Origin of the sequence: Bradyrhizobium sp. WYCCWR 13022 (assembly GCF_030435535.1) — a bacterium.
Classification (GTDB): Bacteria; Pseudomonadota; Alphaproteobacteria; order Rhizobiales; family Xanthobacteraceae; genus Bradyrhizobium.
This window is the reverse complement of the sequence record NZ_JAUIZJ010000023.1, coordinates 199499-221242: the sequence shown is the minus strand read 5'-3', so window position 1 is coordinate 221242 and position 21744 is coordinate 199499. Positions and strand designations below refer to the sequence as shown.

General features: G+C 65.1%; 21 protein-coding genes. 11 read left to right on the top strand and 10 right to left on the bottom strand.

Annotated features, from left to right (window positions below; translation table 11 throughout):
• Window positions 1-2: 2 nt before the first annotated feature.
• Window positions 3-773, bottom strand: a complete 771-nt coding sequence (locus QY049_RS28065) for a transaldolase (protein ID WP_194479335.1) — start codon at window positions 771-773, stop codon at window positions 3-5.
• A 168-nt stretch (window positions 774-941) separates the two neighbouring features.
• On the bottom strand, window positions 942-1526 hold the full coding sequence (locus QY049_RS28060) for an SIS domain-containing protein (RefSeq protein ID WP_258764897.1): 585 nt from the start codon (window positions 1524-1526) through the stop codon (window positions 942-944).
• Window positions 1527-1907: 381 nt separating this feature from the next.
• Here QY049_RS28060 and QY049_RS28055 point away from each other — a divergent pair, with 381 nt between their 5' ends.
• The gene (locus QY049_RS28055; protein ID WP_258764898.1) at window positions 1908-2690 is read left to right on the top strand and encodes a TylF/MycF family methyltransferase; all 783 of its coding nucleotides are present in this window, start codon (window positions 1908-1910) and stop codon (window positions 2688-2690) included.
• 6 nt (window positions 2691-2696) lie between these two features.
• On the opposite strand, the gene QY049_RS28050 is transcribed toward QY049_RS28055, so the two are convergent.
• The 3 genes from QY049_RS28050 to QY049_RS28040 all read right to left on the bottom strand — a co-directional run bounded on the left by QY049_RS28050 (window position 2697) and on the right by QY049_RS28040 (window position 5753).
• A complete protein-coding gene (locus QY049_RS28050; protein WP_258764900.1) occupies window positions 2697-3908 on the bottom strand; it encodes a class I SAM-dependent methyltransferase in 1212 nt (403 codons plus the stop codon).
• Window positions 3909-5060: a UDP-galactopyranose mutase gene (locus QY049_RS28045; protein ID WP_194479338.1), complete on the bottom strand. Its 1152-nt coding sequence runs from the start codon at window positions 5058-5060 to the stop codon at window positions 3909-3911.
• Window positions 5061-5138: 78 nt separating this feature from the next.
• Window positions 5139-5753: an HAD-IIIA family hydrolase gene (locus QY049_RS28040; protein WP_258764901.1), complete on the bottom strand. Its 615-nt coding sequence runs from the start codon at window positions 5751-5753 to the stop codon at window positions 5139-5141.
• A gap of 137 nt (window positions 5754-5890) precedes the next feature.
• Between QY049_RS28040 and serA the strand changes: the two genes are divergently transcribed.
• On the top strand, window positions 5891-7135 hold the full coding sequence (gene serA / locus QY049_RS28035; protein WP_194479340.1) for a phosphoglycerate dehydrogenase: 1245 nt from the start codon (window positions 5891-5893) through the stop codon (window positions 7133-7135).
• A 1-nt stretch (window position 7136) separates the two neighbouring features.
• Here serA and QY049_RS28030 read toward each other — a convergent pair whose 3' ends face one another.
• Both QY049_RS28030 and QY049_RS28025 read right to left on the bottom strand, forming a co-directional pair.
• On the bottom strand, window positions 7137-8753 hold the full coding sequence (locus QY049_RS28030; protein ID WP_258764902.1) for an MDR family MFS transporter: 1617 nt from the start codon (window positions 8751-8753) through the stop codon (window positions 7137-7139).
• Window positions 8701-9948 carry an HlyD family secretion protein gene (locus tag QY049_RS28025; RefSeq protein ID WP_258764903.1) on the bottom strand — a complete coding sequence of 416 codons (1248 nt, stop codon included), beginning with the start codon at window positions 9946-9948 and terminating at the stop codon, window positions 8701-8703. The genes QY049_RS28030 and QY049_RS28025 overlap by 53 nt, the downstream gene beginning before the upstream one ends.
• A 91-nt stretch (window positions 9949-10039) precedes the next feature.
• Between QY049_RS28025 and QY049_RS28020 the strand changes: the two genes are divergently transcribed.
• The 5 genes from QY049_RS28020 (at window position 10040) to QY049_RS28000 (ending at window position 15269) form a co-directional block, all read left to right on the top strand.
• Window positions 10040-10711 (top strand): TetR/AcrR family transcriptional regulator, encoded by a 672-nt coding sequence (locus QY049_RS28020; RefSeq protein ID WP_258764904.1) that lies wholly within the window; start codon window positions 10040-10042, stop codon window positions 10709-10711.
• A 31-nt stretch (window positions 10712-10742) separates the two neighbouring features.
• Entirely contained in the window at window positions 10743-11204 is a 462-nt protein-coding gene (locus QY049_RS28015) for a MarR family winged helix-turn-helix transcriptional regulator (RefSeq protein ID WP_258764905.1), read from the top strand.
• A gap of 12 nt (window positions 11205-11216) precedes the next feature.
• The gene (locus QY049_RS28010; protein WP_258764906.1) at window positions 11217-11987 is read left to right on the top strand and encodes an enoyl-CoA hydratase; all 771 of its coding nucleotides are present in this window, start codon (window positions 11217-11219) and stop codon (window positions 11985-11987) included.
• 123 nt (window positions 11988-12110) lie between these two features.
• Entirely contained in the window at window positions 12111-14192 is a 2082-nt protein-coding gene (locus QY049_RS28005) for a methyl-accepting chemotaxis protein (protein WP_258764907.1), read from the top strand.
• Between the two features lie 138 nt (window positions 14193-14330).
• Entirely contained in the window at window positions 14331-15269 is a 939-nt protein-coding gene (locus QY049_RS28000) for a dihydrodipicolinate synthase family protein (protein WP_258764908.1), read from the top strand.
• A 79-nt stretch (window positions 15270-15348) separates the two neighbouring features.
• Here the strand turns inward: QY049_RS28000 and QY049_RS27995 are convergent, their stop codons facing one another.
• From QY049_RS27995 to QY049_RS27985, 3 genes are read right to left on the bottom strand one after another with little or no spacing between them, the layout of a single operon-like run.
• Window positions 15349-16047 carry a DUF1045 domain-containing protein gene (locus tag QY049_RS27995; protein WP_258764909.1) on the bottom strand — a complete coding sequence of 233 codons (699 nt, stop codon included), beginning with the start codon at window positions 16045-16047 and terminating at the stop codon, window positions 15349-15351.
• An 18-nt stretch (window positions 16048-16065) separates the two neighbouring features.
• On the bottom strand, window positions 16066-17259 hold the full coding sequence (locus tag QY049_RS27990) for an alpha-D-ribose 1-methylphosphonate 5-triphosphate diphosphatase (protein WP_258764910.1): 1194 nt from the start codon (window positions 17257-17259) through the stop codon (window positions 16066-16068).
• On the bottom strand, window positions 17256-17912 hold the full coding sequence (locus QY049_RS27985; RefSeq protein ID WP_258764911.1) for a chloramphenicol acetyltransferase: 657 nt from the start codon (window positions 17910-17912) through the stop codon (window positions 17256-17258). Before QY049_RS27985 ends, QY049_RS27990 begins: the two co-directional genes overlap by 4 nt.
• 174 nt (window positions 17913-18086) lie before the next feature.
• On the opposite strand from QY049_RS27985, the gene phnC reads away from it, so the two are divergent.
• From phnC to phnE (QY049_RS27965), 4 genes are all read left to right on the top strand, one after another.
• The gene (gene phnC / locus QY049_RS27980) at window positions 18087-18896 is read left to right on the top strand and encodes a phosphonate ABC transporter ATP-binding protein (RefSeq protein ID WP_194479350.1); all 810 of its coding nucleotides are present in this window, start codon (window positions 18087-18089) and stop codon (window positions 18894-18896) included.
• A gap of 64 nt (window positions 18897-18960) precedes the next feature.
• Window positions 18961-19890 (top strand): phosphonate ABC transporter substrate-binding protein, encoded by a 930-nt coding sequence (phnD, locus tag QY049_RS27975; RefSeq protein WP_258764912.1) that lies wholly within the window; start codon window positions 18961-18963, stop codon window positions 19888-19890.
• Window positions 19891-19960: 70 nt separating this feature from the next.
• Window positions 19961-20845, top strand: a complete 885-nt coding sequence (phnE, locus tag QY049_RS27970; protein WP_194479352.1) for a phosphonate ABC transporter, permease protein PhnE — start codon at window positions 19961-19963, stop codon at window positions 20843-20845.
• The gene (gene phnE, locus QY049_RS27965; RefSeq protein ID WP_258764914.1) at window positions 20842-21690 is read left to right on the top strand and encodes a phosphonate ABC transporter, permease protein PhnE; all 849 of its coding nucleotides are present in this window, start codon (window positions 20842-20844) and stop codon (window positions 21688-21690) included. The genes phnE (QY049_RS27970) and phnE (QY049_RS27965) overlap by 4 nt, the downstream gene beginning before the upstream one ends.
• Window positions 21691-21744 lie beyond the last annotated feature (54 nt).

The window sequence follows — 21744 nt, the reverse complement described above, 5'->3', positions numbered from 1 at the left end:
CGTTAACGATCGATACGACCGACCACGCGCTTTCGGGCCGGCTTGCGCGGCGACAGCTCGTAGCCGGCTGCCAGCGCGTCATTGCGGAACATCGCGACGGTCTCGCGCGAATAGATGTCGAGATCCTTGCCGACCAGGTCGAATTTCTTGAGGAGGTCGGCGGAGAGCGTGATGATGTGGCAGCCGATGGCGTCGGCCTGGAACAGATTGAGCAACTCGCGCGGGCTTGCCCAGAGCAGTTGCGCGGCCGGGCGGTCCGACAGGATGTCCAGCGCCTCCGACATCATCGCGACGGGATCGCGTCCGGTGTCGGCGATGCGGCCGGCGAACACCGAGACGATCGCCGGCGTGTCGGCATCGAGCACGTCGCGGACGCGCTCGACTTGGCTCAGCGTGAGAATGGCAGTAACATTGACCTTCACGCCTTCGCGTGCGAGCTCGGCGATGGCAGGGCCGCAAAATTCGCCGCGGGTGGTCGTCACCGGAAGCTTCACATAGACATTCGGTCCCCACGAGGCGATCTCGCGGGCTTCGTGGGTGATGGTGGCGAGGTCGTCGCCCAGCACCTCGAAGCAGATCGGCCGGTCGCGCACCATCTGCAATGCCGCGCAGCCGAAGGTGCGGTAGTCGCCGACGCCTGCCGCACGCATCAGCGAAGGGTTTGTGGTGAAACCCTTGATCCGCGGATCGAGCGACGTGCGCTGGATCGTTGCGAGATCCGCGCCGTCGCCGAATATCTCGATATTGAGCGCGTCGATGCTCGGTGCGTTCATGTTGCGTAAGCCCCCTTCAGCCTGTTGCCCGCCGGATCCATCTCACGCGGCCCAGCGCGGCCAAGTCACACCCCTCCGCATTTGCGCCGGACGCGTTTCGCGCCGTGCAAACAGGACGACTCACGCACGACGCAACATTACGCCTCCAGGAGTCCCCGAACCAGCGCCTCACCATTTGGTGGCGCTGCGCTGCAGCTTCGGATGCGAGACCAGGCAATGCCAAACTACCGCCTGGAACGCTTCGGCATGCGGCGTGACACGTTGCTCTGCCGCGGTGGGAATCACGACGACGACGTCACCGGCCTGCTTTGCATAGCCGCCGTCCCGTCCGACGATGCCGAGCACGCGCGCCTCGTTCGCCTTTGCCGCCTTCACTGCAGAGACGATGTTGGGGCTGACATTGCGTTCGAGATTCCCGCCGCCGACCGAGAGAACCAGGATAGCGTCGCGAGATCCGATGCGGCTGATCCGCAGCCATTCCACAAACACGCTCGGCCAGCCCTCGTCATTGGTGCGGGCGGAGAGTTCCGAGACGTTGTCGGTCGGTGCGTAGGCCTCGATGCCGCACAGCTTGCGGAAGTCGTTGACGGCGTGGCTCGCATTCGCCGCACTGCCGCCGACGCCGAGGATGAACAGCCGGCCGCCGCGCTCGCGCAAAGCCACGAGCTCGTCGCAGAGCGCCTCGATCTCGCCTGCCGGCAGGGCCTGCGCGATATCGCGGACCTCTCGCAGGTATTGGGCGACGTGTTCCACCTTCGCAACCGGCCTCGTTTGTGCTTCGTCGAGCCCGGTGTGCGGGCCAGCCGGCGAATCACCGCTGATCTGGTTATCCCGCTGCGAATCCCGACACACGTTCAAAACCGCCGCAATTCGCGTCACCGTAGTCTTACTGTGTCCGCGTATTGCTGATCCATGTCCGTGTTCTGAGTCGATTCGGGGCTGCCTAACGATAGGCCGAGGGCAGTTATCAACAGGTCATGCGCAGGAACGGCCCCGTTCTGCGCCAATTGGCTGCTGCGAACGGCTGCTGGCCTTGATCGGTGGCTTGCTTAAGCTATCAGGCGCTGATTCCATCCCGGCGCGGCAGAGGCGGGCAGGGGTGGAACGCGAATGACCTCCAGCCGGTGAAGCGCCATGAGCAGCGATCGTGCCGACGATTTTCCCGCAGGTCCTGCGACCGGGATCAGGACGCTCGCCCGCGAGCCCTGGGTCGAGATCGCCGACGGTGCCGCGCTTGCGACTTGGTCGGCGGAGGACGAGATCCGCTACAACCAGCAAAACCGGCAGAGCGAGAAACTGAAATTCTTCCGCCAGGTGTTCGATTTCCTGAAGGAGAACGAGATCGCGGGCGACTATCACGAATATGGCTGTCACCGCGCACGCACCTTCCGCATGGCCCTGACGGAGGCGCGGCGCAAGAATCTCCACGACATGGCGTTCTGGGCGTTCGACAGCTTTGCCGGCCTGCCTGCGCCGGAAACCGAGACCAGCGTCGGCAAATGGACGCAAGGCGCGCTCGCGACCTCCGAACAGGAGTTTCTGCGCCTGATCGGCGAGCACGGCATCTACATGGACAAGGTGCACACGGTGAAAGGCCTCTACGGCGTTTCACTTACGCCTGCGCTGAAGCAGCAATTCGCCAGCAGCGGGCGCAAGATCGCGCTCGCGAACATCGACTGCGACCTGTATGAATCCGCTGTCCCCGTGTTCGACTTCATCGAGCCGCTGCTTCAGGCCGGGTCCGTGCTCTACATCGACGACCTCTTCGTCGGCAATCGCGGCAATCCCGGCACAGGTCTGGCGAAAGCCTTTGTCGAGTACCGCCAGCGCTCACGCTGGCGCTTCGTGCGCCATCTCGACATCGGCTGGTGGGGGAGGTCCTACATCGCATCCGACGCCGAGTCGGATCTGATCTGATCTGCCTTACGGATCGAACAGGCTGACGATCAGACCAGGTGCGTCCGGGCCCGGCGCGCGCAGCGTGTAGACGGGGCCGTGAAATCCCATCGCTGCGATTTTTCGTGCGATCTCGGCGTCATGCAGATAGGCAGCGACTACGATGGCCGCCATGCCGGCGAAGCGTTCGGCGCGCGGCGGCTCGATGGTGATCTCGCCGGCAGGGCCGTAAACGCAGCGTCCTGCATAGGCGGCGGTGTCGTCGAAAACTGCGGCGAACGGCGTGTTCTCCTGGTAGAGGCCGAGCAGTGCCTGCGCATAGGCATTGGCGCCGTAAAGTGCGATCGGACCGTCGATCGCGGCGAGGCGCTGAGCTCCCCGCACGCGCCGTTTGGCCAGCGCCGCGGCGAATGCTGCAGGCGAAATATAGGATGATGCGCGGGCCTCACGCGCGAGCGGTTCTGCCGCGCGCAGCAGGAAACCCATGTCGTGGCCCTGCTTGATGTCAAAGACCTCCGCGACTGCAAAGCCGGCGCGTGCAAGCAGCAATTCCATCTCGGCACGGCGATAGTAGTGCACGTGCGGGTAATGGAAATCGACGATCGAATGGCGCAGCAGGATGTCGTCGGCACTGGGCATCTCGAGGTAGGCGGTGCCGTCATCCGCAAGGCTTGCGCGCAACGCGGTGAGAAACGGCGCGGGATCCGGAACGTGCTCGATGACCTGGCGGCAGACCACCGCATCGAAGCGGCGGCCGGCCAGCGCCGTGATTGGAAACATCGCGCGATGTAGCGTCACGCCGGTGCCGACAAAGCGCTCCGGCTGAAGCGCGCGGCTCGGTTCGACCAGATCGACGCGCGCCGATCGACGCGCGAGCGCCAGCGACAGTGCGCCGCCGCCGCCGCCGACCTCGAGCACGGCGGGTGATGGTTTCAGATGCCGCATGATCAGCGCAGCGGTCTCATCCACGGCGGCGATCATGCCCGGGCTCACGGGTTCGTTGGTCAGGACCAGCGCGCCATAGAGCTCGTCGGCCGCTTCGGTGTCGAAGGCGAGGTTGAAGAGATGTCCGCAGCCACTGCACGCGGCAACGTCCAGATTGCCGAAGCCACTTGCAATGTCGGCCATGCCGGCCGGGCGGACCGCATGCATCGGCGTGCGTGCCACCGACCAAATCGTGTCCGCATCGCCCGATCCGCAGACGACGCAGCGATGCGGCGTGGCGGCGGGCTTATTCATCTAGCGCCAGGCCTCGATCGGCACCGGATGGTCGCGGCCGCCCTCGGCGATCTGGCGCGCCATCACCATCGACTGCTCGAGGCAGTCGTCGATGTCGAGGCCGTAGCGATAGCTGCCGGCGCGGCCGATCGAATAGACGTGGTCGGGCATCAGCGCATAATACTTGCGCGCGAGTTCCTGCTCGGACTTGAACGGCAGCGGATAGTGCTTGCCGTTGTGCGAGGGGATCTCCATGCCGACGAGGCTGGTCGGCGATTTGTGATGCGTGAACTTCTTGTATTCGACAAGCCGCGTGAACGCCTCGTCATTGGCGTAGTAGAGGAAGTAGACGTGCTCGGGGAAGACGTGCTCTGTCGGCAGCACGATCTTGTGGAAGTCGCGGCCGATGAAGGCAAGCTCGCCATGGCAGCGGCCGAACGGCTCGTCCGGCGAGATGGTCGAGATGATGACGTCGTAGCTGTGCTTCTCGCCGCCGAACCAGACCGCGCGCCCCGGCAGATCGTACTGCTCGATGCGTGTCGACAGCAGCACGCGTGCGCCTTCGGTCGCGACGTCGAAGTAGCGGTTGTAGCCGTCCTCCGCGTGCGGATAGGCCGACCATGCAGTGTCCCATGCGGCGCGCGAGCCGCTCTTGATGGTGACGCCCTTCGGCGACCAGTTGAACGTGTCGATGCGCTTGTTGTCGTCGACCAGCCACATCTTCTTGTTGTACTTGTCGATCAGCTTGTCATAGAGCGTCTGGCCGACCGAGCCGACCCAATATTCCTCGAGGTTCTTGGCTTCCGCGACGCCGCGTGCCGACTGCCGCTCCGTGGCGATCTTCGCGCTATCAGGCATCCGCGCGATGTCGTCCTCGTGGATCGGATAGTTGTAGAAGGCGTTGTCGCGCTCGACATAGGTGATGAACTGGTGGTCGGCGCAGGAGCGCAGCGGCACGATCGCATCCATGTAGTCGTAGACGGCGCGGTTCTGGGTCAGGAAGTGGCGCGGGCCGAACGTGTAGGGGTGGCCGCCATACCAGAAGGTGCGCACGCCGGCGCCGAGGAACGGCGCGGCCTCGACGATCGTGACGTCCCAGCCGCCCAGCTTCATGAGCTGATGCGTCGCCGCGCAGCCGGCGATGCCGCCGCCGATCACCAGAGCTGTCTTCATCCGTCCGGTCCAGTCCCCATATGAATCGACAAGGTGCGAATCGAGATCATGCCGGTATCGGCGAACGGCCGGACCGCGTCAATCGGGCTGGCCGGCTTGTCCGTGTTTCGCCGGATGAGCCACACAGAATGCGACGGCTTCGCCGACGTCGGCGAACATCCGGTCGGGCACCGGCGGCGCGCGGTCCGGATAGCGCTCGACATCACGGCAGGCGTATCCTGTCCGCACGCCATAGCTCGTCAGCCCCATCGCGTGCCCCGCGCCAATATCGCGCAGGCTGTCGCCGATCAGCGGAGAGCGGCCGAGATCGATGCCGAAATCGGCAATTGCCCGGCGCAACAGCAATGTTCCGGGCTTGCGGCACTCACAGGCGATTTGGAATTCGGGCGCGCCGCCCGGCGTCTGCTCCGGATGATGCGGGCAGAAATAGATGGCATCGACGATACCCCCGTCCTGGGCCAGCAATTCACGGAGCCTTGCGAAAATCGTCTCTAGGCCGGTGAGCGTGACAAAACCCTTCGCCACCTGGGCGCGGTTGGTGACGATGATTGCGAGGTAACCTGCCTCTCGTGCGGCCCGCACGGCCCGGCCTGCGCCCGGGATCAGCCTGATATCGTCCGGTCCCAGCACGCCATGGCCGCCGGGCTCCTCGTTCAGCACGCCGTCGCAGTCGAAGAAGATGGCTGGGCGCATGGGCGTTCCGGTGGGTTTGCTATGCTTGTAGTGCGTAGTGCTGAAGGAGCGAAGCGAAATCCGGGTTTCATGCCTATTGTGCTGTGCATCGTCCGCGGTCTATGTGCTCAGGCAAAGCCGCCATTCCAGGAGATTGTATGCCAGCCCCAGGCCAAAGCCCTGAGCGGAGCGCGAAGGCGCTGCTGCTTGAAGGTGTCAACGACAGCGCCGTGGATCTGTTCAAAAGTGCGGGCTTCGCCAATGTCGAGCGCCTGACCAAGGCGCTGGATGGCGAGGCGCTGCGCCAGGCGCTGAAGGGCGTGTCGCTGCTCGGTATCCGATCGCGCACCCAGATCACCGACGAGGTGCTGGCGGCCGCCGACGGGTTGCTCGCGGTCGGTTGCTTCAGCGTCGGCACCAACCAGGTGGATCTGCTGGCGGCGCGCAAGCGCGGCATCCCCGTCTTCAACGCGCCGTTCTCCAACACGCGCAGCGTTGCCGAACTCGTGATCGGCGAGATCGTGATGCTGCTGCGGCAGATCTTTCCGCGCTCGGTGTCGGCCCATGAGGGCGGCTGGGACAAGTCCGCGGCCGGCAGCCGCGAGGTGCGCGGCCGCACGCTCGGCATCATCGGCTATGGCAATATCGGCTCGCAGCTCTCGACGCTTGCCGAGGCGATGGGCATGCGCGTGATCTATTACGACCGCACCGACAAGCTCCGTCACGGCAACACCGAGCCGGTTGAGAAGCTGAACGAGCTGCTGGCGCAGAGCGACGTTGTCAGCCTGCACGTCCCGGAGACGCCGGAGACCGCGGGCATGATCGGCGAGAATGAGCTGCGCGCGATGAAGCCGGGCTCGTTCCTGATCAACAACAGCCGCGGTACCGTGGTCGATCTCGATGCGCTCGCGGGCGCGCTGCGCGACGGCCACATTGCGGGTGCTGCCATCGACGTGTTTCCGGTCGAGCCGTCGTCGAACTCGGAGCGCTTCAAGAGCCCGGTGCAGGGCCTCAACAACGTCATCCTGACCCCGCATGTCGGCGGCTCGACCGAAGAAGCACAGGAGCGTATCGGCGGCGAGGTGGCGCGCAAGCTGGTCGACTATTTCATCACGGGTTCGACAATGGGCGCGGTGAATTTCCCGGAGGTGCAGTTGCATTTGCGACCCTCCGGTGCGCGCTTCAGTCACGTCCATCGCAACGTGCCGGGCATGCTGCGCCGGCTGAACGAGGTCTTCCTCCAACGCGACATCAACATCGCCGCGCAATACCTGGAGACCGCCGGCGACCTCGGCTACGTCGTGCTCGATGCCGATCTTAACGGTGCGGATTCGGGCGCCTTGCTCGCGCAGATCCGCGCGCTCGAAGGCACCGTCGGCGCGCGGCTGGTGTTCGAGCACTAGTCTAGTGCGTGCCGCCACCGGTGGCCGCCTTCACCCGCCGCGTCAGCGCCACCGCGATCGCGGCGAGCACCAGCACCGCGCCGATGACGGCGAACGCGTCGGAATAGCCCATCACCAGCGCCTGGCGCTTCACGGTCTTGCCCAGCGCGATGATGGCCTGCTCGCGCGCGGCGTTGGGGTCGGGCACGCCATGGGCGACGAAGTAGTCCGTCATCTGCGCGAGGCGGGTGCGGACTTCCTCGCGGCCGAGCATGACCGATTGGCCGATGATGTTGGAGTGGAATTGCTCGCGCTTGGTGATGATGGTGGCGAGCGTTGCGGTGCCGATCGCGCCGCCGAGATTGCGGAACATGTTGCTGATGCCGGAGGCCGCGGCCGCGTCCTGCGGCGCGATGCCGCCCGTCAGCACCGAGGTCAGCGGCGTCAGCACCATGGCCTGGCCGACGGCGCGCACGATGTTCGGGATCCAGAGCTGGTCGCCGGCATAGTCGGGCGACATCGCCGTGTTCATGAAGCAACTATAGGCGAAGATGAGGAGCCCGGTGATCGCGATGTAACGCGTGTCGAAACGCTGCATCAGTTTCGGGATCAGCGGGATCAGCACGAGTTGCGGCAGGCCGGTCCAGGCCAGCACATTGCCGATCTGCTCGGCATTGTAGCCCTGCGCCTGGCCGAGATAGGCGGGCAGGATATAGACCGAGCCGAACAGCGCGAAGCCGACCATGGTCATCGCGATCGTGCCGAAGCCGAAATTGCGCTGTTTCAGCAGGCGCAGGCGGATCAGCGGCTTCTCGATGTTGAGCTCGATTGCAACGAACAGCGTCAGGCTGACGGCCGCAATGACCGCCAGCTTGACGATGAAGGGCGAGGAAAACCAGTCGTCCTTGTTGCCTTCCTCGAGCACGGCTTGCAGCGCCGAGAGGCCGATCGCCATGGTGAGGATGCCGGCCCAGTCGCCGTCCTTCAAAAGGTCAAGCTGCATCTTCTGCCGTTCCAGCGTCAGATAGAGCGCGGTGACCATCACGGCGGTCGGGACCACGTTGACGAAGAAGATGGTGCGCCAGCCATAGGTTTCGGTGAGATAGCCGCCGATGGTCGGGCCGATCGCCGGGGCAAAGGTCACGGACAGCGCGAAGATCGCGAGCCCCACGGGCTGCTGCGGCTTTGGCAGCTTGGTCAGCACCAGCGTGAACGCCATCGGGATCAGCACGCCACCGGCAAACCCTTGCAGGCCGCGCATCGCGATCATGGACGGCAGGTCGTGGGTGAAGGCGCAGGCGACCGAGAAGGCCGCAAACAACGTCGCACTCGCCAGCATGTAGCGGCGGAACGTGAAGACGCGGCTCAGATAGTCGGTCAGCGGGATCACGATGATCTCGCCGATCAGATACGAGGTCGAGATCCAGGAGCCGTTGTCGGCGCCGGTGCCGATGCCGCCCTCGATGTTGGCCAGCGAGGCGTTGGTGATCTGGATGTTCAGGATCGCCATGAACGAGCCGATCATCGCGGCGAGCACGGCGACCCAGACCGCGGCGCTCGCGCGGTTGGGATCAGCGGCGACGTGATTAGACGTCGCGCCCGGTGTTGCTTGCGTCGAAAGTGAGAGGCTGTTTGACATGGCACGACCCTCCGGAAACGAGTTTTGCCCTTGACGCATCGGCCGCCTTCGCGGTCGGCGCGGTCGAACGTGTTGCAATGGTGGGGATGACGGACATGCCCGGTCGCAGCGCGATGGCAGGCCCGTGTTCGTGATCGAGCGCGATCCTGACGGGGATGCGCTGCACCACCTTGGTGAAATTACCGGTGGCGTTATCAGGCGGCAGCAGCGCGAATTCCTGGCCGCTGGCCGGCGCGATGGAATCGACGTGGCCGTGCACGATCTGGCCCGGAAACATGTCGACCTCGATATCGACGGCCTGGCCGGACTTCACGTTGGTGAGCTGTGTTTCCTTGAAGTTGGCGACGACGTAGGCGCCCTCGGTCGGCACGATCGACATCAACTGCGTGCCCGCCTGGACGAACTGGCCGACGCGCAAGGAGCGATTGCCGACCACACCGTCGATCGGCGAGACGACATTGGTGTAGCCGAGGTTCAGTTCGGCCTGGTGCTGCACGGCTTCCGCGCGCGCTGCGGTGGCCTTGGCCTGTACGATCTCGGCCTTAAGCAAGTCGACCTGCTTGAGCGCCGAGGCGAGATTGGCGGTGTCGCGCTGGATCGCGGCCTCGGCGCCGGCGTTGCGCGACTGCGCCTGCTGCGCATTCTGCACGCTGCCTGAGCCGGTCGCGGCTAGATCGGTGTAGCGCTTGTTGTCTTGCGCGGCGAAAGTGAGGTTGGCCTGGTCGACGTCGAGCGTGGCGCGCGCGGCCTTGATCGCCGCCTGCTGCACCTCGATCTGCGCTTCCTTGCTGGAGATGGTGGCGTTCGCCGCCAACACGTCTGCCTTGGCCTGATCGAGTGTGACCTTGAAATCGCGATCGTCGATCCTGGCCAGCACCTGGCCGGCCTTCACATGCTCGTTATCGGCGACCAGGACACGGTCGAGATAGCCGCTGACCTTCGGCGCGATGGTGGTGTTGTCGGCCTTCACGTAGGCGTCATCGGTGGAGACCAGGTACTGGCCGACGGTCCAGTAATCGTAGCCGTACCAGCTCGCTCCGGCGAGGGCCACGACCGCAGCCCCCATTAGCAACAGCTTGCGGACATTGATCTTTTTCCCGACGGCGACGGCTGGTGTGCCGGGCAGGACGCCCTCCAGCACGGACGCGGGAAGGGCAGTCTGGGCGGCAGCAGATGGGGTGGTGTGGACGGTCATGGCCGGCTCCCCTGAATTAGGAAACTTGACGATTTCCAAAATGAGATTAGCTTTGGAATTGTCAATGGAATGACAGGCATCATGTAAAGACATGGCTCGGGCAAAACCTTCGGACGAGAGCCGCCCGCGCGGACGGCCGCCGGTGCGCAGCGACGAGGAGACGACGAGAATCGTCCTCGAAGCCGCGCGGCATGCGTTTGCCGTCGAAGGCTATGCCGCCACCAGCACCGAAGAGCTGGCGCGCCTCGCCGGCATCTCGACCAAGACGCTGTATCGTCTGTTTCCGGGCAAGGCTGCGCTGTTCGAGGCGATGTGCGCCGACCGGCTCGAGCGGCTGCTCTCTGCCGTCGATCTCCAGGCGAGCGACGACGTCGATATCGAAACCGGCTTGCGCGCCGCATTGATGGCTTGCGCCGATCTCGCACTCGATCCCGAAGTCGTGGCGTTGCAGCGCATGGTGCTCCAGCAGTCCACCACATTCCCCGAGCTTGCAGCAAATTTCTACACCAACGGCATTGCCCGCACCGCCAAGGCGCTGGCCGGCTGGCTGCGCCTTCAGGTCCAGCGCAAGCGCATCGTCCTCGACGACGCCGAGGAAGTGGCCGGCATGCTGATCGGCATGGTCGCATCGGCGCCGCAGCGCGCAGCGATCTATGGCGGGGCGGCCCTGCCGTCACGCAGGCAGATCGAGCGCCGCGTGGAGACCTGCGCGGCCCTGTTCCTCGACGGCTGCCGCGCCAAATCGCCCCGGCGGTCCCTTTGACAATCCGGTTAGCGTCAATTATATATTTCGTATGCGAAATAAATCGCCTGGGGCGAGGCACCACCGGCTGATCTATCTGCTGAGCGTCGCGCAACGCCGCTTGCAGCGCTGGATGGCGGCACAACCGCAGAATGAAGTGACACCGGCGCAGGCGGGGCTGCTGTTCATCCTCGGCAAGCAGGATGGGGTTCTCATGGGCGAGGCCGGTGCGGCGCTCGACATGGGACCAGCCGGCATTTCGGGCCTCGTCGATCGCAGCGCGGCGGCAAAACTGGTCGAGCGGCGCGCCGATCGCGAGGATGGCCGCGCCTGGCGCGTATGGCTCACGCCGAAGGGCCGCAATGTGCTGGCGCAGGCGAAGACCGACGCGGCCGCGGTGAACGCCGCGCTGACGGAGGGATTTACCAGTGCGGAGATCGAGATCGTCGCGCGCTGGCTGACGAGCATTCAGGACAAGTTTCCAAGAGACACCGCAAGATATCCAGAGGAATAAGAGGAGACACTCATGACCGAGCATGTGCGGGTTGAAACCAACGGCGGAATTCTCACGATCACGCTGGCGCGCCCCGACAAGAAGAACGCGCTGACGGATGCGATGTATGGCAAGCTCGCCGACACCATCGAATCCGCCGAATTCGATCCGTCCGCGCGCGTGCTGCTGATCCGCGGCGAGGGCGACATGTTCACCGCGGGCAACGATGTCGGCGAGTTCGCGGCCGTGGCGAGCGGCAGGTCAGAAGGCAGCCGTCACGTCGGCCGCTTCATCCAGTCGCTGGCGCGCTGCACCCGTCCGCTGGTCGCGGCGGTGCAGGGCCGCGCCGTCGGCGTCGGCACCACGATGTTGTTACATTGCGATCTCGTCGTGCTCGCCGAGAATACTCAATTGTCGACTCCCTTCGTCAGCCTCGCATTGGTGCCGGAGGCCGCGTCGAGCCTGCTGATGCCGGCGCGGATCGGCTATGCCCGCGCCTACGAGATGTTTGCGCTCGGCGAGACCGTGCCGGCGAAGGCCGCTCTGGACTGGGGGCTCGCCAACCGCGTGGTGCCGCTCGACAAGCTCGATGCCGAGGCGCTTGCACTGGCCCAGCGCCTGGCCCGGCAGCCGGCCGGTGCGCTCACCGCGACCAAGAAGCTGATGCGCAATGGCGAGGCGCTGGTCGCGCAGATGCTGGCCGAGGGCGAACAGTTCGCGCAACGCCTGCGCACCGCCGAGGCGCGCGAGGCGTTCACGGCGTTCGCCGAGCGGCGTCCGCCCGATTTCACGAAGGTTTCGTGACGATGCGGGCCTGATTAAAGGTTTGGCAAAGCGGAATTCCCGGCATTTGACTAAAACCTTAACGGAACATTGGCATGTCGCGGTGCAAGGTGGCCACTCCTGGAAGTAGGCCCCTTGTGACTCATGGCATTGTTCAAGAAATCGGTAAGCTCGCTCCTCCTGACCCTGATGGCCCTGCTGGCGATCGGCGCGCTGGCCTCGACGGCGATGCAGATGGTCGGGGCTTTCGGTCGCTACAATGACAGTCTCGAGACCGCGCGGCTTGCCGCGGCCGACAAGGCGATCTTCCACGGTGTGCTGTCCCTGCGCAACAATCGCGGCGACGCCCAGAGCGCGCTGCTCGGCGACGACGATCCTCACGCAAAGCTAGCCGAGGCCGAGAAGGCAGAACAAGGTGGCTACGACGGCATCAACGCAGCGCTCGCCACGGTCGATTTCGCCCGCCGCGATGAGCTCGCCAGCACGCTGAAGCAGCGCTGGGGCGGGGCCTCACCGCAATTCCAGCTGTTCTACGACGAGGCCAAGCGTCCGCGCGCCGAGCGCAAGATCGAGCGGACCAATTCCTGGTACGATGCGGTCACCAAGGTCATCGACACCGCAAACCTCGCCTCTACGGCGGTGTCGAATCGCGCCTGGATGAACGATCCCTACATCGCGCGCATGATACAGGTCCGCCGGCTCGCCTGGCAGGTGCGAGACCGTTATGGAATCCATTGTTCGGCATTGCGCTCGAACGTCAACAGCAGCAAGCCGCTCGACGACACCCAGAAGCGCTCGCTGGCGCAGTGGGACGGCACCATCGCTTCCGGCTGGTCCGGCATGGCCGAACTGCTGGCCGCGCCCGACGTGACGGCGGACCTGGTCACCGCGGCCACTGATGCAAAGGCCAAGACCGACGGCGTGCTCAAGCAGATCGGCGATCTGACCAGGAATTTCGACGGCAGCGGCAAGCCCGCGATGGCGGCGGCGGATTGGAATAAGCTCTGTCAGTCGCCGTTCCCGCTCATCGTCGGGGTCGCGACCAAGGCGCTCGACCAGTCGATCGCGCGTGCGGAGGCGGTGCAAGCCAAGGCGCTGACCAACCTCGTCGTGCAGTCGCTTGCGTTCCTGATCGCACTGGCCGTGACCTTGGCCGGCGTCTACGTCGTGCGCAATCGCCTGATGCGCCCGGTGCGCGCGATTCTCGATGCGATCGCCCGTATCGGCGCCCGCGATTATGCGACGCCGGTGCCGCAATCCCGCTATCCCGACGAGTTCGGCACCATGGCTGCCGCGCTCGAAAGCCTGCGCGAGAGCGCGGCCACCGCAGAGCGCCTCGGACAGGAGCGCGAATCGCAGCAGGCACTGCAGCTCGCCCGCTCAGGCACCGTGGACGCCGCCTGCCGCAGCTTCGACGACACGGTGCAAGCCGTGATCCAGAGCGTCGCGGCGTCGACCAGGGAGCTCGACGCCACGGCGACCGACGTGCGCACGCTGGTCTCGGAATCGAGCAGCCAGACCGCTGCGGTCTCGTCTGCCGCCGAGCAGGCCACCAACAATCTCGAAAGCATCGCGGCTGCGACCGAGGAGCTCTCGGCCTCCGTCGGCGAGATCTCCGCGCAGGTGCAGTCCAGCGCACGCGATGCGCGCGAAGCGGTGTCGCAGGTGGAACAGACCAACGCCACCGTCGAAATCCTCGACCAGACCGCCGGCCGCATCAGCGAAGTCGTGAAGATGATCCACGCCATCGCCGGCCAGACCAATCTGCTCGCCTTGAACGCCACCATCGAGGCGGCCCGCGCCGGCGAAGCCGGCCGCGGCTTTGCGGTGGTTGCCGGCGAAGTCAAGAGCCTCGCGGCGCAGACCGCGACCGCGACCGAGGAGATCTCGCGCCAGGTCGAGGAGATCCAGGGCGCGACCGGGCAGGCGGTCGCTGCGATCCGCTCGATCGGCGGGGCCATCAGCGGCATCGACGAGAAGATGACCGCGATTGCGGCCGCGGTCGAGCAGCAGCGCGCGGCCACCACCGAGATCTCGCGCAACTTCCAACATGCCGCCCAAGGCACGCGCGAGGTCACCGACACCATCGGCAGCGTCGCCAAGCTCAACCGGGAGACCGGCAACGCCGGCACGGGACTGTCCCAGTCGGTGACAAAGATGTCGGCCGACGCGGACCGCCTCCGCGTCGCAGTCGAGGGTTTCCTCGGCGCGGTGAAGTCCGCCTAAGCCTTCATTCCCTGCTCAACGGCGCGCGGATGGGCATTGCCGCGCGTGCGTGTGCCCTGTAAATGGTAGCGGTACCATACTCCGACCTGCCCGCAGGCGGATCAAAACTAACGGCAGGACGACAGGGAGATAATTTCGATGCCGGTCACCCCACACAACGCCCAGCGCCCCTATCGCGGCGTGTTCCCGGTCGCACCCACCATTTTCGACGAGCGCGGCGAGCTCGATCTCGAGGGCCAGCGCCGCTGCATCGATTTCATGATCGATGCGGGCTCGAACGGCATCTGCATCCTCGCCAATTTCTCCGAGCAGTTCGTGCTGACCGATGCCGAGCGCGAGAGCGTGATGCATGCGGTGCTGGAGCACGTCGCGGGCCGCGTGCCCGTGATCGTCACCACCACGCATTTCAGCTCGGCGGTGTGCGCGGCGCGCAGCAAGCAGGCCGAGGCCGCCGGTGCGGCCATGGTGATGGTGATGCCGCCCTATCATGGCGCCACCTTCCGCGTGCCGGAGAAGGGCATCGTCGAATTCTTCAGGGTGCTGTCGGGCGCGATCAACATTCCGATCATGATCCAGGACGCGCCGGTCGCGGGCACGCCGCTATCGGTCGAGCTGCTGGCGCGGCTGGCGCGCGACTTCTCCAACATTCGCTATTTCAAGATCGAGGTGGCGGGCGCGGCGTCAAAGCTCCGCAGCCTGATCGAGGCGGGCGGCAAGGACATCGAGGGCCCATGGGATGGCGAAGAAGCGATCACCCTGATGGCCGATCTCGATGCCGGCGCGACCGGCGCGATGACCGGCGGCGGCTATCCCGACGGTATCCGCCAGATCATCGATCCCTATTTCGCGGGCGACCGGGAGAAGGCGAAGGCCGCCTATGAGCGCTGGTTGCCGCTGATCAACTACGAGAACCGCCAGTGCGGCCTGATCGCCTGCAAGGCCATGATGCAGGCCGGCGGCGTGATCAAGTCGGACGCCGTGCGCCATCCGCTGCAACCGCTGCATCCGGCGACGAAGGCAGGGCTGCTGGAACTCGCCAAGGAGCGCGACGCGCTGGCACTGCGGTGGGGGAAGTAGGGGCAAAGCAGTCGGCCACAACCTCCGCTCTCGTCCCGGCCTGCGCCGGGTCGACGCTGAGATTGCTGCGCGACTTCGGTTAATTGGCCAACATCCACTCGCCAATGATGCGGAATCTCGCCTCGGCATCATCCTGCCTGAACAGCGTGATGCGATCGATCACGAGAATATCGAGCTTCAGCCGCGCAAACCGCGCCCGCAGCATCTCAAGAATCGGCCCGCGCCGTTCCGTATCGAGCCGCCCTGTCAGCGTCATGTGGAAGCGAAACTCTTCCATCACGTAGGGATAACCCCAGCGATCGAGATAGTCGCGCTGGCGCTCAGTGAGCCTCTCCGGCCTACGCCGCGCGCGGTCTTCGGCCGTCAGGCGCGGACGGAAGGAATCGAAATCGCGGACGCAATCGGCGGCCAGTTGCTGGAGCGCCTCGACCGGCTCGGTCGGAATGACGGCGATGAAGCCGCTGATAGAGTCGACCACGGGCCGGATCACCGGAATCGGCCGTGCCTTCCCGGCGAATGCCGCGCTCGCCGCCACCAGCTCGGCCTCGGTCTTGTCGGACGCCAGCGCCATCGGCGCCTTCAGCGTACCGTGAAAGCCGTATTTGCGCGGATCAGTCGTGATGTCGTGCCAGTCCGGCGCGACATGCAGCGCTTCCTGCGGAAACGAAACTTCGTCGCCGGTATAAGCCTCGTAGCCGAGCAACTCGGCACCGAAGCGGGAGAGTGCGTTGTCGGTGCCGGCGGCAAAATAGATCGCGTAGCGGGGGAAACCTGTCATTGCCCGAGCATAACCAATTTATGCCGCAACGACAGTCTCGCGCGGCATCGCTGCCGCGCCGCGCAGCCGCGTTGCATCGGTGAGATGCGCGAGCTTGCCGGCCGCGAGCACTGCGACGAGCCGTGGCCGCAGCGGCATGCTGTCGTCCACGAGCAGGATATCGGCACGATGGCCGGCAGCGAGCGTGCCGCGATCGGTCAGGCCGGTCGCTTGCGCGGGCGCCGACGAGACCAGCTTCCAGGCCTCGCTCAGCGGCAGCACGCCGTCTGCGGCAAGGCGGAAGGCGGCGAGCAGCGGCGCCGGGTAATAATAGTCCGAGGCCAGCACCGAGCAGAGACCCTTGGCGATCATGTCCGAGGCCCTGGTCCAGCCGGTGTGGCTGCCGCCGCGCACGACGTTCGGCGCACCGTAGACGATGGCATCACCGGCCGTCGCGGCCTCGCGCGCCGTCTCCTCGTTGGTCGGAAATTCGGCGAGCATCACGCCCATGTCGCGAAACGACTTGCGCATCGCCGGCGTCGCGTCGTCGTGCGACAGCATCCGCACTCCGGCCGCGCGCGCCGCCGCTGCGAGCCGGGTGATCGAGGCCGGAACATCGGCAGAGCGCGAGACGATATGCGCGACGAGCCTGTCGAAGTCGTCGCTCGACAGGCCGGTCCGCTCCACCATGCGGTTGCGCTTGCGCGGATTGGAGATGTCGGCAACGACCCCGTCCATGTGGTCGTTGAAGGCGAACAGGTCGACGCGGCCCGCGGCGAGCCATTGGCCGATCTCGGCCTCGGCATCGAGATTGTAGGTCTCGTGCCGCAGGTGGAAGCGGGTGTCGGCGGCGAAGTGCGGGCGTTGCCGCTCGATCGCCTCGAGCAGGCGCCGTGCATTGTCGCCGCTGCGCAGGCCCGGCTCCCACGACCATGTCGTGGCGTGGAACACCGTGGTGATGCCGTTGCTGATCACCTGGCGGTCGGTGTCAGCCAGCGCGACGTCGATCGGGAAGTCGACACCGGCCCGCGGCATCATCTGGCGCTCGAAAGCGTCGCCATGAATGTCAACGATGCCGGGCAGCACCAGCAGGTTGCGCGCGTCGATCGCCAGCCGCGCGCGGCCGCGCGGCGCATCGATCTGCGCGATGTCGATTCCGGATACGGAGAGTGAAACTTCGGCGAGCTCGGAGCCGATCAGGGTCCGGCCACCTTCGATGAAAATGTCTGTCACGCGACCGCGCTTCGTTTGCTGGACGGGGAATGCGCCCCTGCTTCGTATGTCGTCAGGAAATCTTCAATTGCGAGCTTGCGGAAATCGGGCAGCGCTGCACGCAATTTGTCGTGATCCCAGTCCCACCATGCCAGCTTGGCCAGCCGCCCGGCAACCTCCTCCGAGAACCGCCGCCGCACGATCCGCGCCGGGTTGCCGGCGACGATGGTGTAGGCCGGCACGTCCTTGGTGACGATGGCGCCGGCCGCGATCACGGCGCCGGTGCCGATGTTGCGGCCCGGCAGCACCACCGCGCCATGGCCGATCCAGACGTCGTGTCCGATATGGACGCGATGCTGGCGCCGCCAGTCGAAGAACTCGTGATCGTCGCTCTCGCCGGGGAAGTAGGCGCTGGAGCGGTAAGTGAAATGCGCCTGCGTGGCGCGATGCATCGGATGATTGCCGGGATTGATCCGCGTCATCGCCGCGATCGAGCAGAATTTTCCGATGGTGGTGTAGGTGATCTGCGCGTCGTTCACGACGTAGGAGTAGTCGCCCATCGCGACTTCGTGGAGGATCGTGCGGGCGCCGACTTCGGTATAAGCGCCGAGACTGGTCTCGTGCAGCTTCGCCGAAGGATCGATGGTCGGCTCGACCGATAGCGCCTTGGCCATGTTGCATCCTAAAATTAGAGGGCGGGGGCTCGTCATCGAGTCGCTCGATGACATCATCATGACGTCGCGATGACAGGGGATGAGGTGTGTAGGATCGCCGCACCGCAATCGCCGTGTCACACAAACGTTAAAGGCCGGCGATAGCGGTGGGCTCCAGCTACTCTGGAGCCCTGCATGCTGGTGGTTGAAGGTCTGACGTGCCGCTTCGGCGCAAAAGCCGCGGTGGACGACGCCTCGTTTCAAATCTCCCCCGGCGGGTTCGTCGGCGTGATCGGGCGCTCGGGCGCCGGCAAGTCGACCTTGCTGCGAACGATCAATCGCCTGGTGACGCCGACGCAGGGCCGTATCGTATTCGATGGCCTCGACGTCACCGCACTGCGCGGCAAGGAGCTGCGGCAGTGGCGGGCGCGCTCGGCGATGATTTTTCAGCAGTTCAACCTGGTCGGCCGGCTCGATGTCCTGACAAACGTGCTGATGGGGCGTCTCGCCACTATGCCCGCCTGGCGCTCGCTGTCGCAGATCTGGCCCGAGCAGGACAAGGCGCTGGCCATGTCCGCGCTCGAACAGTTCGACATCGCTGCGCTCGCCGCCCAGCGTGCAGACCAGCTCTCCGGCGGCCAGCAGCAGCGCGTCGCGATCGCGCGGGCGCTGGTGCAGCAGCCCGACATCATCCTTGCCGACGAGCCGATCGCCTCGCTCGATCCGCGCAACACCAAGATCGTCATGGATGCGCTTCTGCGCATCAATAAGCATTTCGGCATCACCGTGCTGTGCAACCTGCATTCGCTCGACCTGGCGCGCAGCTATTGCGATCGCCTGATCGGCATGGCGGCGGGCCGCGTCGTGTTCGACGGCGCGCCGTCCGCGCTGACCGACCTCGTCGCGCGTGAGCTCTACGATCTCGAAGCCGCCGACGTCATGGGCGGCACACCTGCCCCGGCGCCCGAGGGCGTTCCGGCACTCGGAACGGCCGCCGCGGCCTGAGCCGCGTCGCATCCGTCGTTACCAGTTTTTCCGTCAACCAATCCTGTCAGATGAAGAGGGCATCATGATCACTCGCAGATTAGTTCTTGCCGGCGCTGCCGCGCTGACCTTTGCCGGATCCGCTTGCGCCGAAGACTGGAAGTCGAAATATCCGGAGATCACCTTTGCCGTGATCCCGGCCGAGAACGGTTCGGGCGTCACCGAACGTTACGGCCCCTTCGTCGATTATCTGTCGAAGGAACTCGGCGTGAAGGTCACGCTGCGCGTCGCCAACGACTATGCCGCCGTCATCGAAGGCCAGCGCGCCGGCAACATCCACATCGGCTATTATGGCCCGGCGTCCTTCTCGCGCGCACGTCTGACCGGCGTCAAGACCGATGCGTTCGTCATCGACGTCAATTCCGACGGCTCGAAGGGTTATTACTCGGTGTTCTACGTGCTGGCGAAATCGCCGTACCAGAAGATCGAGGACCTCAAGGGCAAGAATCTGGGGCTTGTTGATCCGAATTCCACTTCTGGCAACAACATGCCCCGCTTCAAGCTGAACGCGATGGGCATCGATCCCGACGCCTATTTCTCCAAGGTCGTCTTCACCGGCAGCCACGAGAATGCGGTGCTGGCGCTGGCCCAGGGCACCGTCGACGTCGCCGCCAACTGGTGGAACGCCGACGACGATTCCAACCTGACCCGCATGCTCAACAAGGGCATGGTCAAGTCGGCCGACGGCACCGTGATGAAGAAGGAGGACTTCCGCATCATCGTGAAGTCCGACCTCATCATCAACTCGCCCTACGCCTATCTCAGCAGCCTCCCGGACGACATGAAAGCCGCGATCAAGAAGGCCTTCCTCGATGCGGCCCAGAAGGACCCCGAGGCTTTCAAGAAGCTCTCCGACGGCAAGAACAAGCCCTGGGAACCGATCGCCAACGAGGATTACAACAAGACCATCGAGCTGATTAAGTTCGTCGACAATCTGCGTAAGAAGGCGTCCTGAGCTCGTCGGGACGACGTACTGGAGCCGGGTCGATGGACCCGGCTCTTTTCTTGATGGATCTGTTCCTTCGATGACGATTGCGGTTTCGATCCTGCCCGAGCAGCAGCTCGCCGCCCTCAACGCCGCCTATGGCAAGGCGGTCGCGCGCAAGCGCCTGCGGGTGCTGGGGGGGCTTGTCGTGTTCGTCGCCGCGCTGATCGTGGCCTCGATCGGCGCCGAAGTGAACTTGCACACCCTCTTCACCTATTTCGGCAACTTCGTCAGCTATTTCGACCGCATCCTCACCCTCGACAGCGGGCAGCGGGTCTGGACCAATTTCGGCGAATGGTTCTGGGGCTTGCGCAACTGGCTCAAACTGCTCGGCGAGACGCTGCTGATCAGCTATGTCGGCACGATGATCGGTGCGGTACTTGCCTTTGGGCTCAACTTCCTCGCGGCCGAGAACACCGCGCCCGCGGCTTGGCTGCGCTTCACGGTCCGTCGCCTGCTCGAATTCGCCCGCACTGTTCCCGGCATAGTCTTTGCGCTGATCTTCGTCATTGCGTTCGGCCTCGGGCCGATGGCGGGCGTGCTCGCGATCGCGATCCACTCCACCGGCGCGCTCGGCAAGCTGTTTTCGGAGATCGTCGAGAACGCCGACATGAAGCCGGTCGAAGGCATTCGCTCCACCGGCGCGAGCTGGATCTCCTGCATGCGCTTCGCGATCCTGCCGCAGGTCTCGGCTGGCTATGCCAGCTACGCGCTGCTGCGCTTCGAGATCAACGTGCGCGAGGCCTCGGTGATGGGCTTCGTCGGCGCCGGCGGCATCGGGCAGGAATTCATCGTCGCGATCCGCAAGTTCTACTACTCCGACGTCAGCGCGATCCTCGTGACCATCATCGTCACGGTCTTCCTGATCGACATCACGACCGGCTGGGTACGCGGTCGCCTGTTCGGCAAGGAGGCGCGGAATTGAGCAAGCCGCAGGACATCGATACCGCAGAGATCCGCGCGCGCTATCCCGGTGTCTTCAATCGTCCCGCATCGGCGCGCCTGGCGACGCCGGCGATGCTCATCGCCGCAATGGCCATTTTCGGCTATGGCCTGGTCGATCTCGAGTTCTCGCCGTCGCGCTTCATCTCGGGGCTGAGCCAGCTCGGCTGGATCAGCGTGATGATGATGCCGCCGGATCCCGGTTCGTCGCTGCCGCTCTATCTGAAGGCGTTGGGCGAGACCCTGTCGATCGCGCTGCTCGGCACCACGCTCGCCGCAGTGCTCGCGCTGCCGGTCAGCCTGTTCGCGGCGCGCAATGTCGTGCCGTCGATCTTTCTGCGCTTTCCGGTGCGGCGCTTCCTCGATTCGATTCGCGGCGTCGATACGTTGATCTGGGCGCTGGTCTGGATCAACGTGGTCGGGCTCGGCCCGTTCGCCGGCGTGCTCGCCATCGCGGTGTCGGATTTCGGCGCGTTCGGCAAGCTGTTCTCGGAGGCAATCGAAGGCGCCGACCAGAAGCAGGTCGAGGGCATCCGCGCCTCCGGCGGCAGCGCGCTGCACGAGATCCGCTTCGGCCTCTTGCCGCAGGTGTTGCCCGTCATCGCCGGCCAGGTGCTCTATTTCATCGAATCAAACACGCGCTCGGCCACCATCATCGGCATCGTCGGCGCCGGCGGCATCGGCCTCGAGCTCGCCGAACAGATCCGCGTGCTGGAATGGCAGAAGGTGTCGTTCCTGATCCTGATGATCCTGGTCGCCGTCGCCGCGATCGATTTCGTCTCGGGCAAGCTGCGCTTTGCGATTATCGGAAAACGGGCGGTGGCCTGATTCCTCGCCTCGCCCCGCTTGCGGGGACTCTCCGCGAGTCCATCTCTCAAGTGA

Coding starts and splice junctions, on each gene's coding strand:
- QY049_RS28065 (WP_194479335.1), bottom strand. CDS start 773: ATGAACGCACCGAGCATCGACGCGCTCAATATCGAGATATTCGGCGAC.
- QY049_RS28055 (WP_258764898.1), top strand. CDS start 1,908: ATGAGCAGCGATCGTGCCGACGATTTTCCCGCAGGTCCTGCGACCGGG.
- QY049_RS28050 (WP_258764900.1), bottom strand. CDS start 3,908: ATGAATAAGCCCGCCGCCACGCCGCATCGCTGCGTCGTCTGCGGATCG.
- QY049_RS28045 (WP_194479338.1), bottom strand. CDS start 5,060: ATGAAGACAGCTCTGGTGATCGGCGGCGGCATCGCCGGCTGCGCGGCG.
- QY049_RS28040 (WP_258764901.1), bottom strand. CDS start 5,753: ATGCGCCCAGCCATCTTCTTCGACTGCGACGGCGTGCTGAACGAGGAG.
- serA (WP_194479340.1), top strand. CDS start 5,891: ATGCCAGCCCCAGGCCAAAGCCCTGAGCGGAGCGCGAAGGCGCTGCTG.
- QY049_RS28030 (WP_258764902.1), bottom strand. CDS start 8,753: ATGTCAAACAGCCTCTCACTTTCGACGCAAGCAACACCGGGCGCGACG.
- QY049_RS28025 (WP_258764903.1), bottom strand. CDS start 9,948: ATGACCGTCCACACCACCCCATCTGCTGCCGCCCAGACTGCCCTTCCC.
- QY049_RS28020 (WP_258764904.1), top strand. CDS start 10,040: ATGGCTCGGGCAAAACCTTCGGACGAGAGCCGCCCGCGCGGACGGCCG.
- QY049_RS28015 (WP_258764905.1), top strand. CDS start 10,743: ATGCGAAATAAATCGCCTGGGGCGAGGCACCACCGGCTGATCTATCTG.
- QY049_RS28010 (WP_258764906.1), top strand. CDS start 11,217: ATGACCGAGCATGTGCGGGTTGAAACCAACGGCGGAATTCTCACGATC.
- QY049_RS28005 (WP_258764907.1), top strand. CDS start 12,111: ATGGCATTGTTCAAGAAATCGGTAAGCTCGCTCCTCCTGACCCTGATG.
- QY049_RS28000 (WP_258764908.1), top strand. CDS start 14,331: ATGCCGGTCACCCCACACAACGCCCAGCGCCCCTATCGCGGCGTGTTC.
- QY049_RS27995 (WP_258764909.1), bottom strand. CDS start 16,047: ATGACAGGTTTCCCCCGCTACGCGATCTATTTTGCCGCCGGCACCGAC.
- QY049_RS27985 (WP_258764911.1), bottom strand. CDS start 17,912: ATGGCCAAGGCGCTATCGGTCGAGCCGACCATCGATCCTTCGGCGAAG.
- phnC (WP_194479350.1), top strand. CDS start 18,087: ATGCTGGTGGTTGAAGGTCTGACGTGCCGCTTCGGCGCAAAAGCCGCG.
- phnD (WP_258764912.1), top strand. CDS start 18,961: ATGATCACTCGCAGATTAGTTCTTGCCGGCGCTGCCGCGCTGACCTTT.
- phnE (WP_194479352.1), top strand. CDS start 19,961: ATGACGATTGCGGTTTCGATCCTGCCCGAGCAGCAGCTCGCCGCCCTC.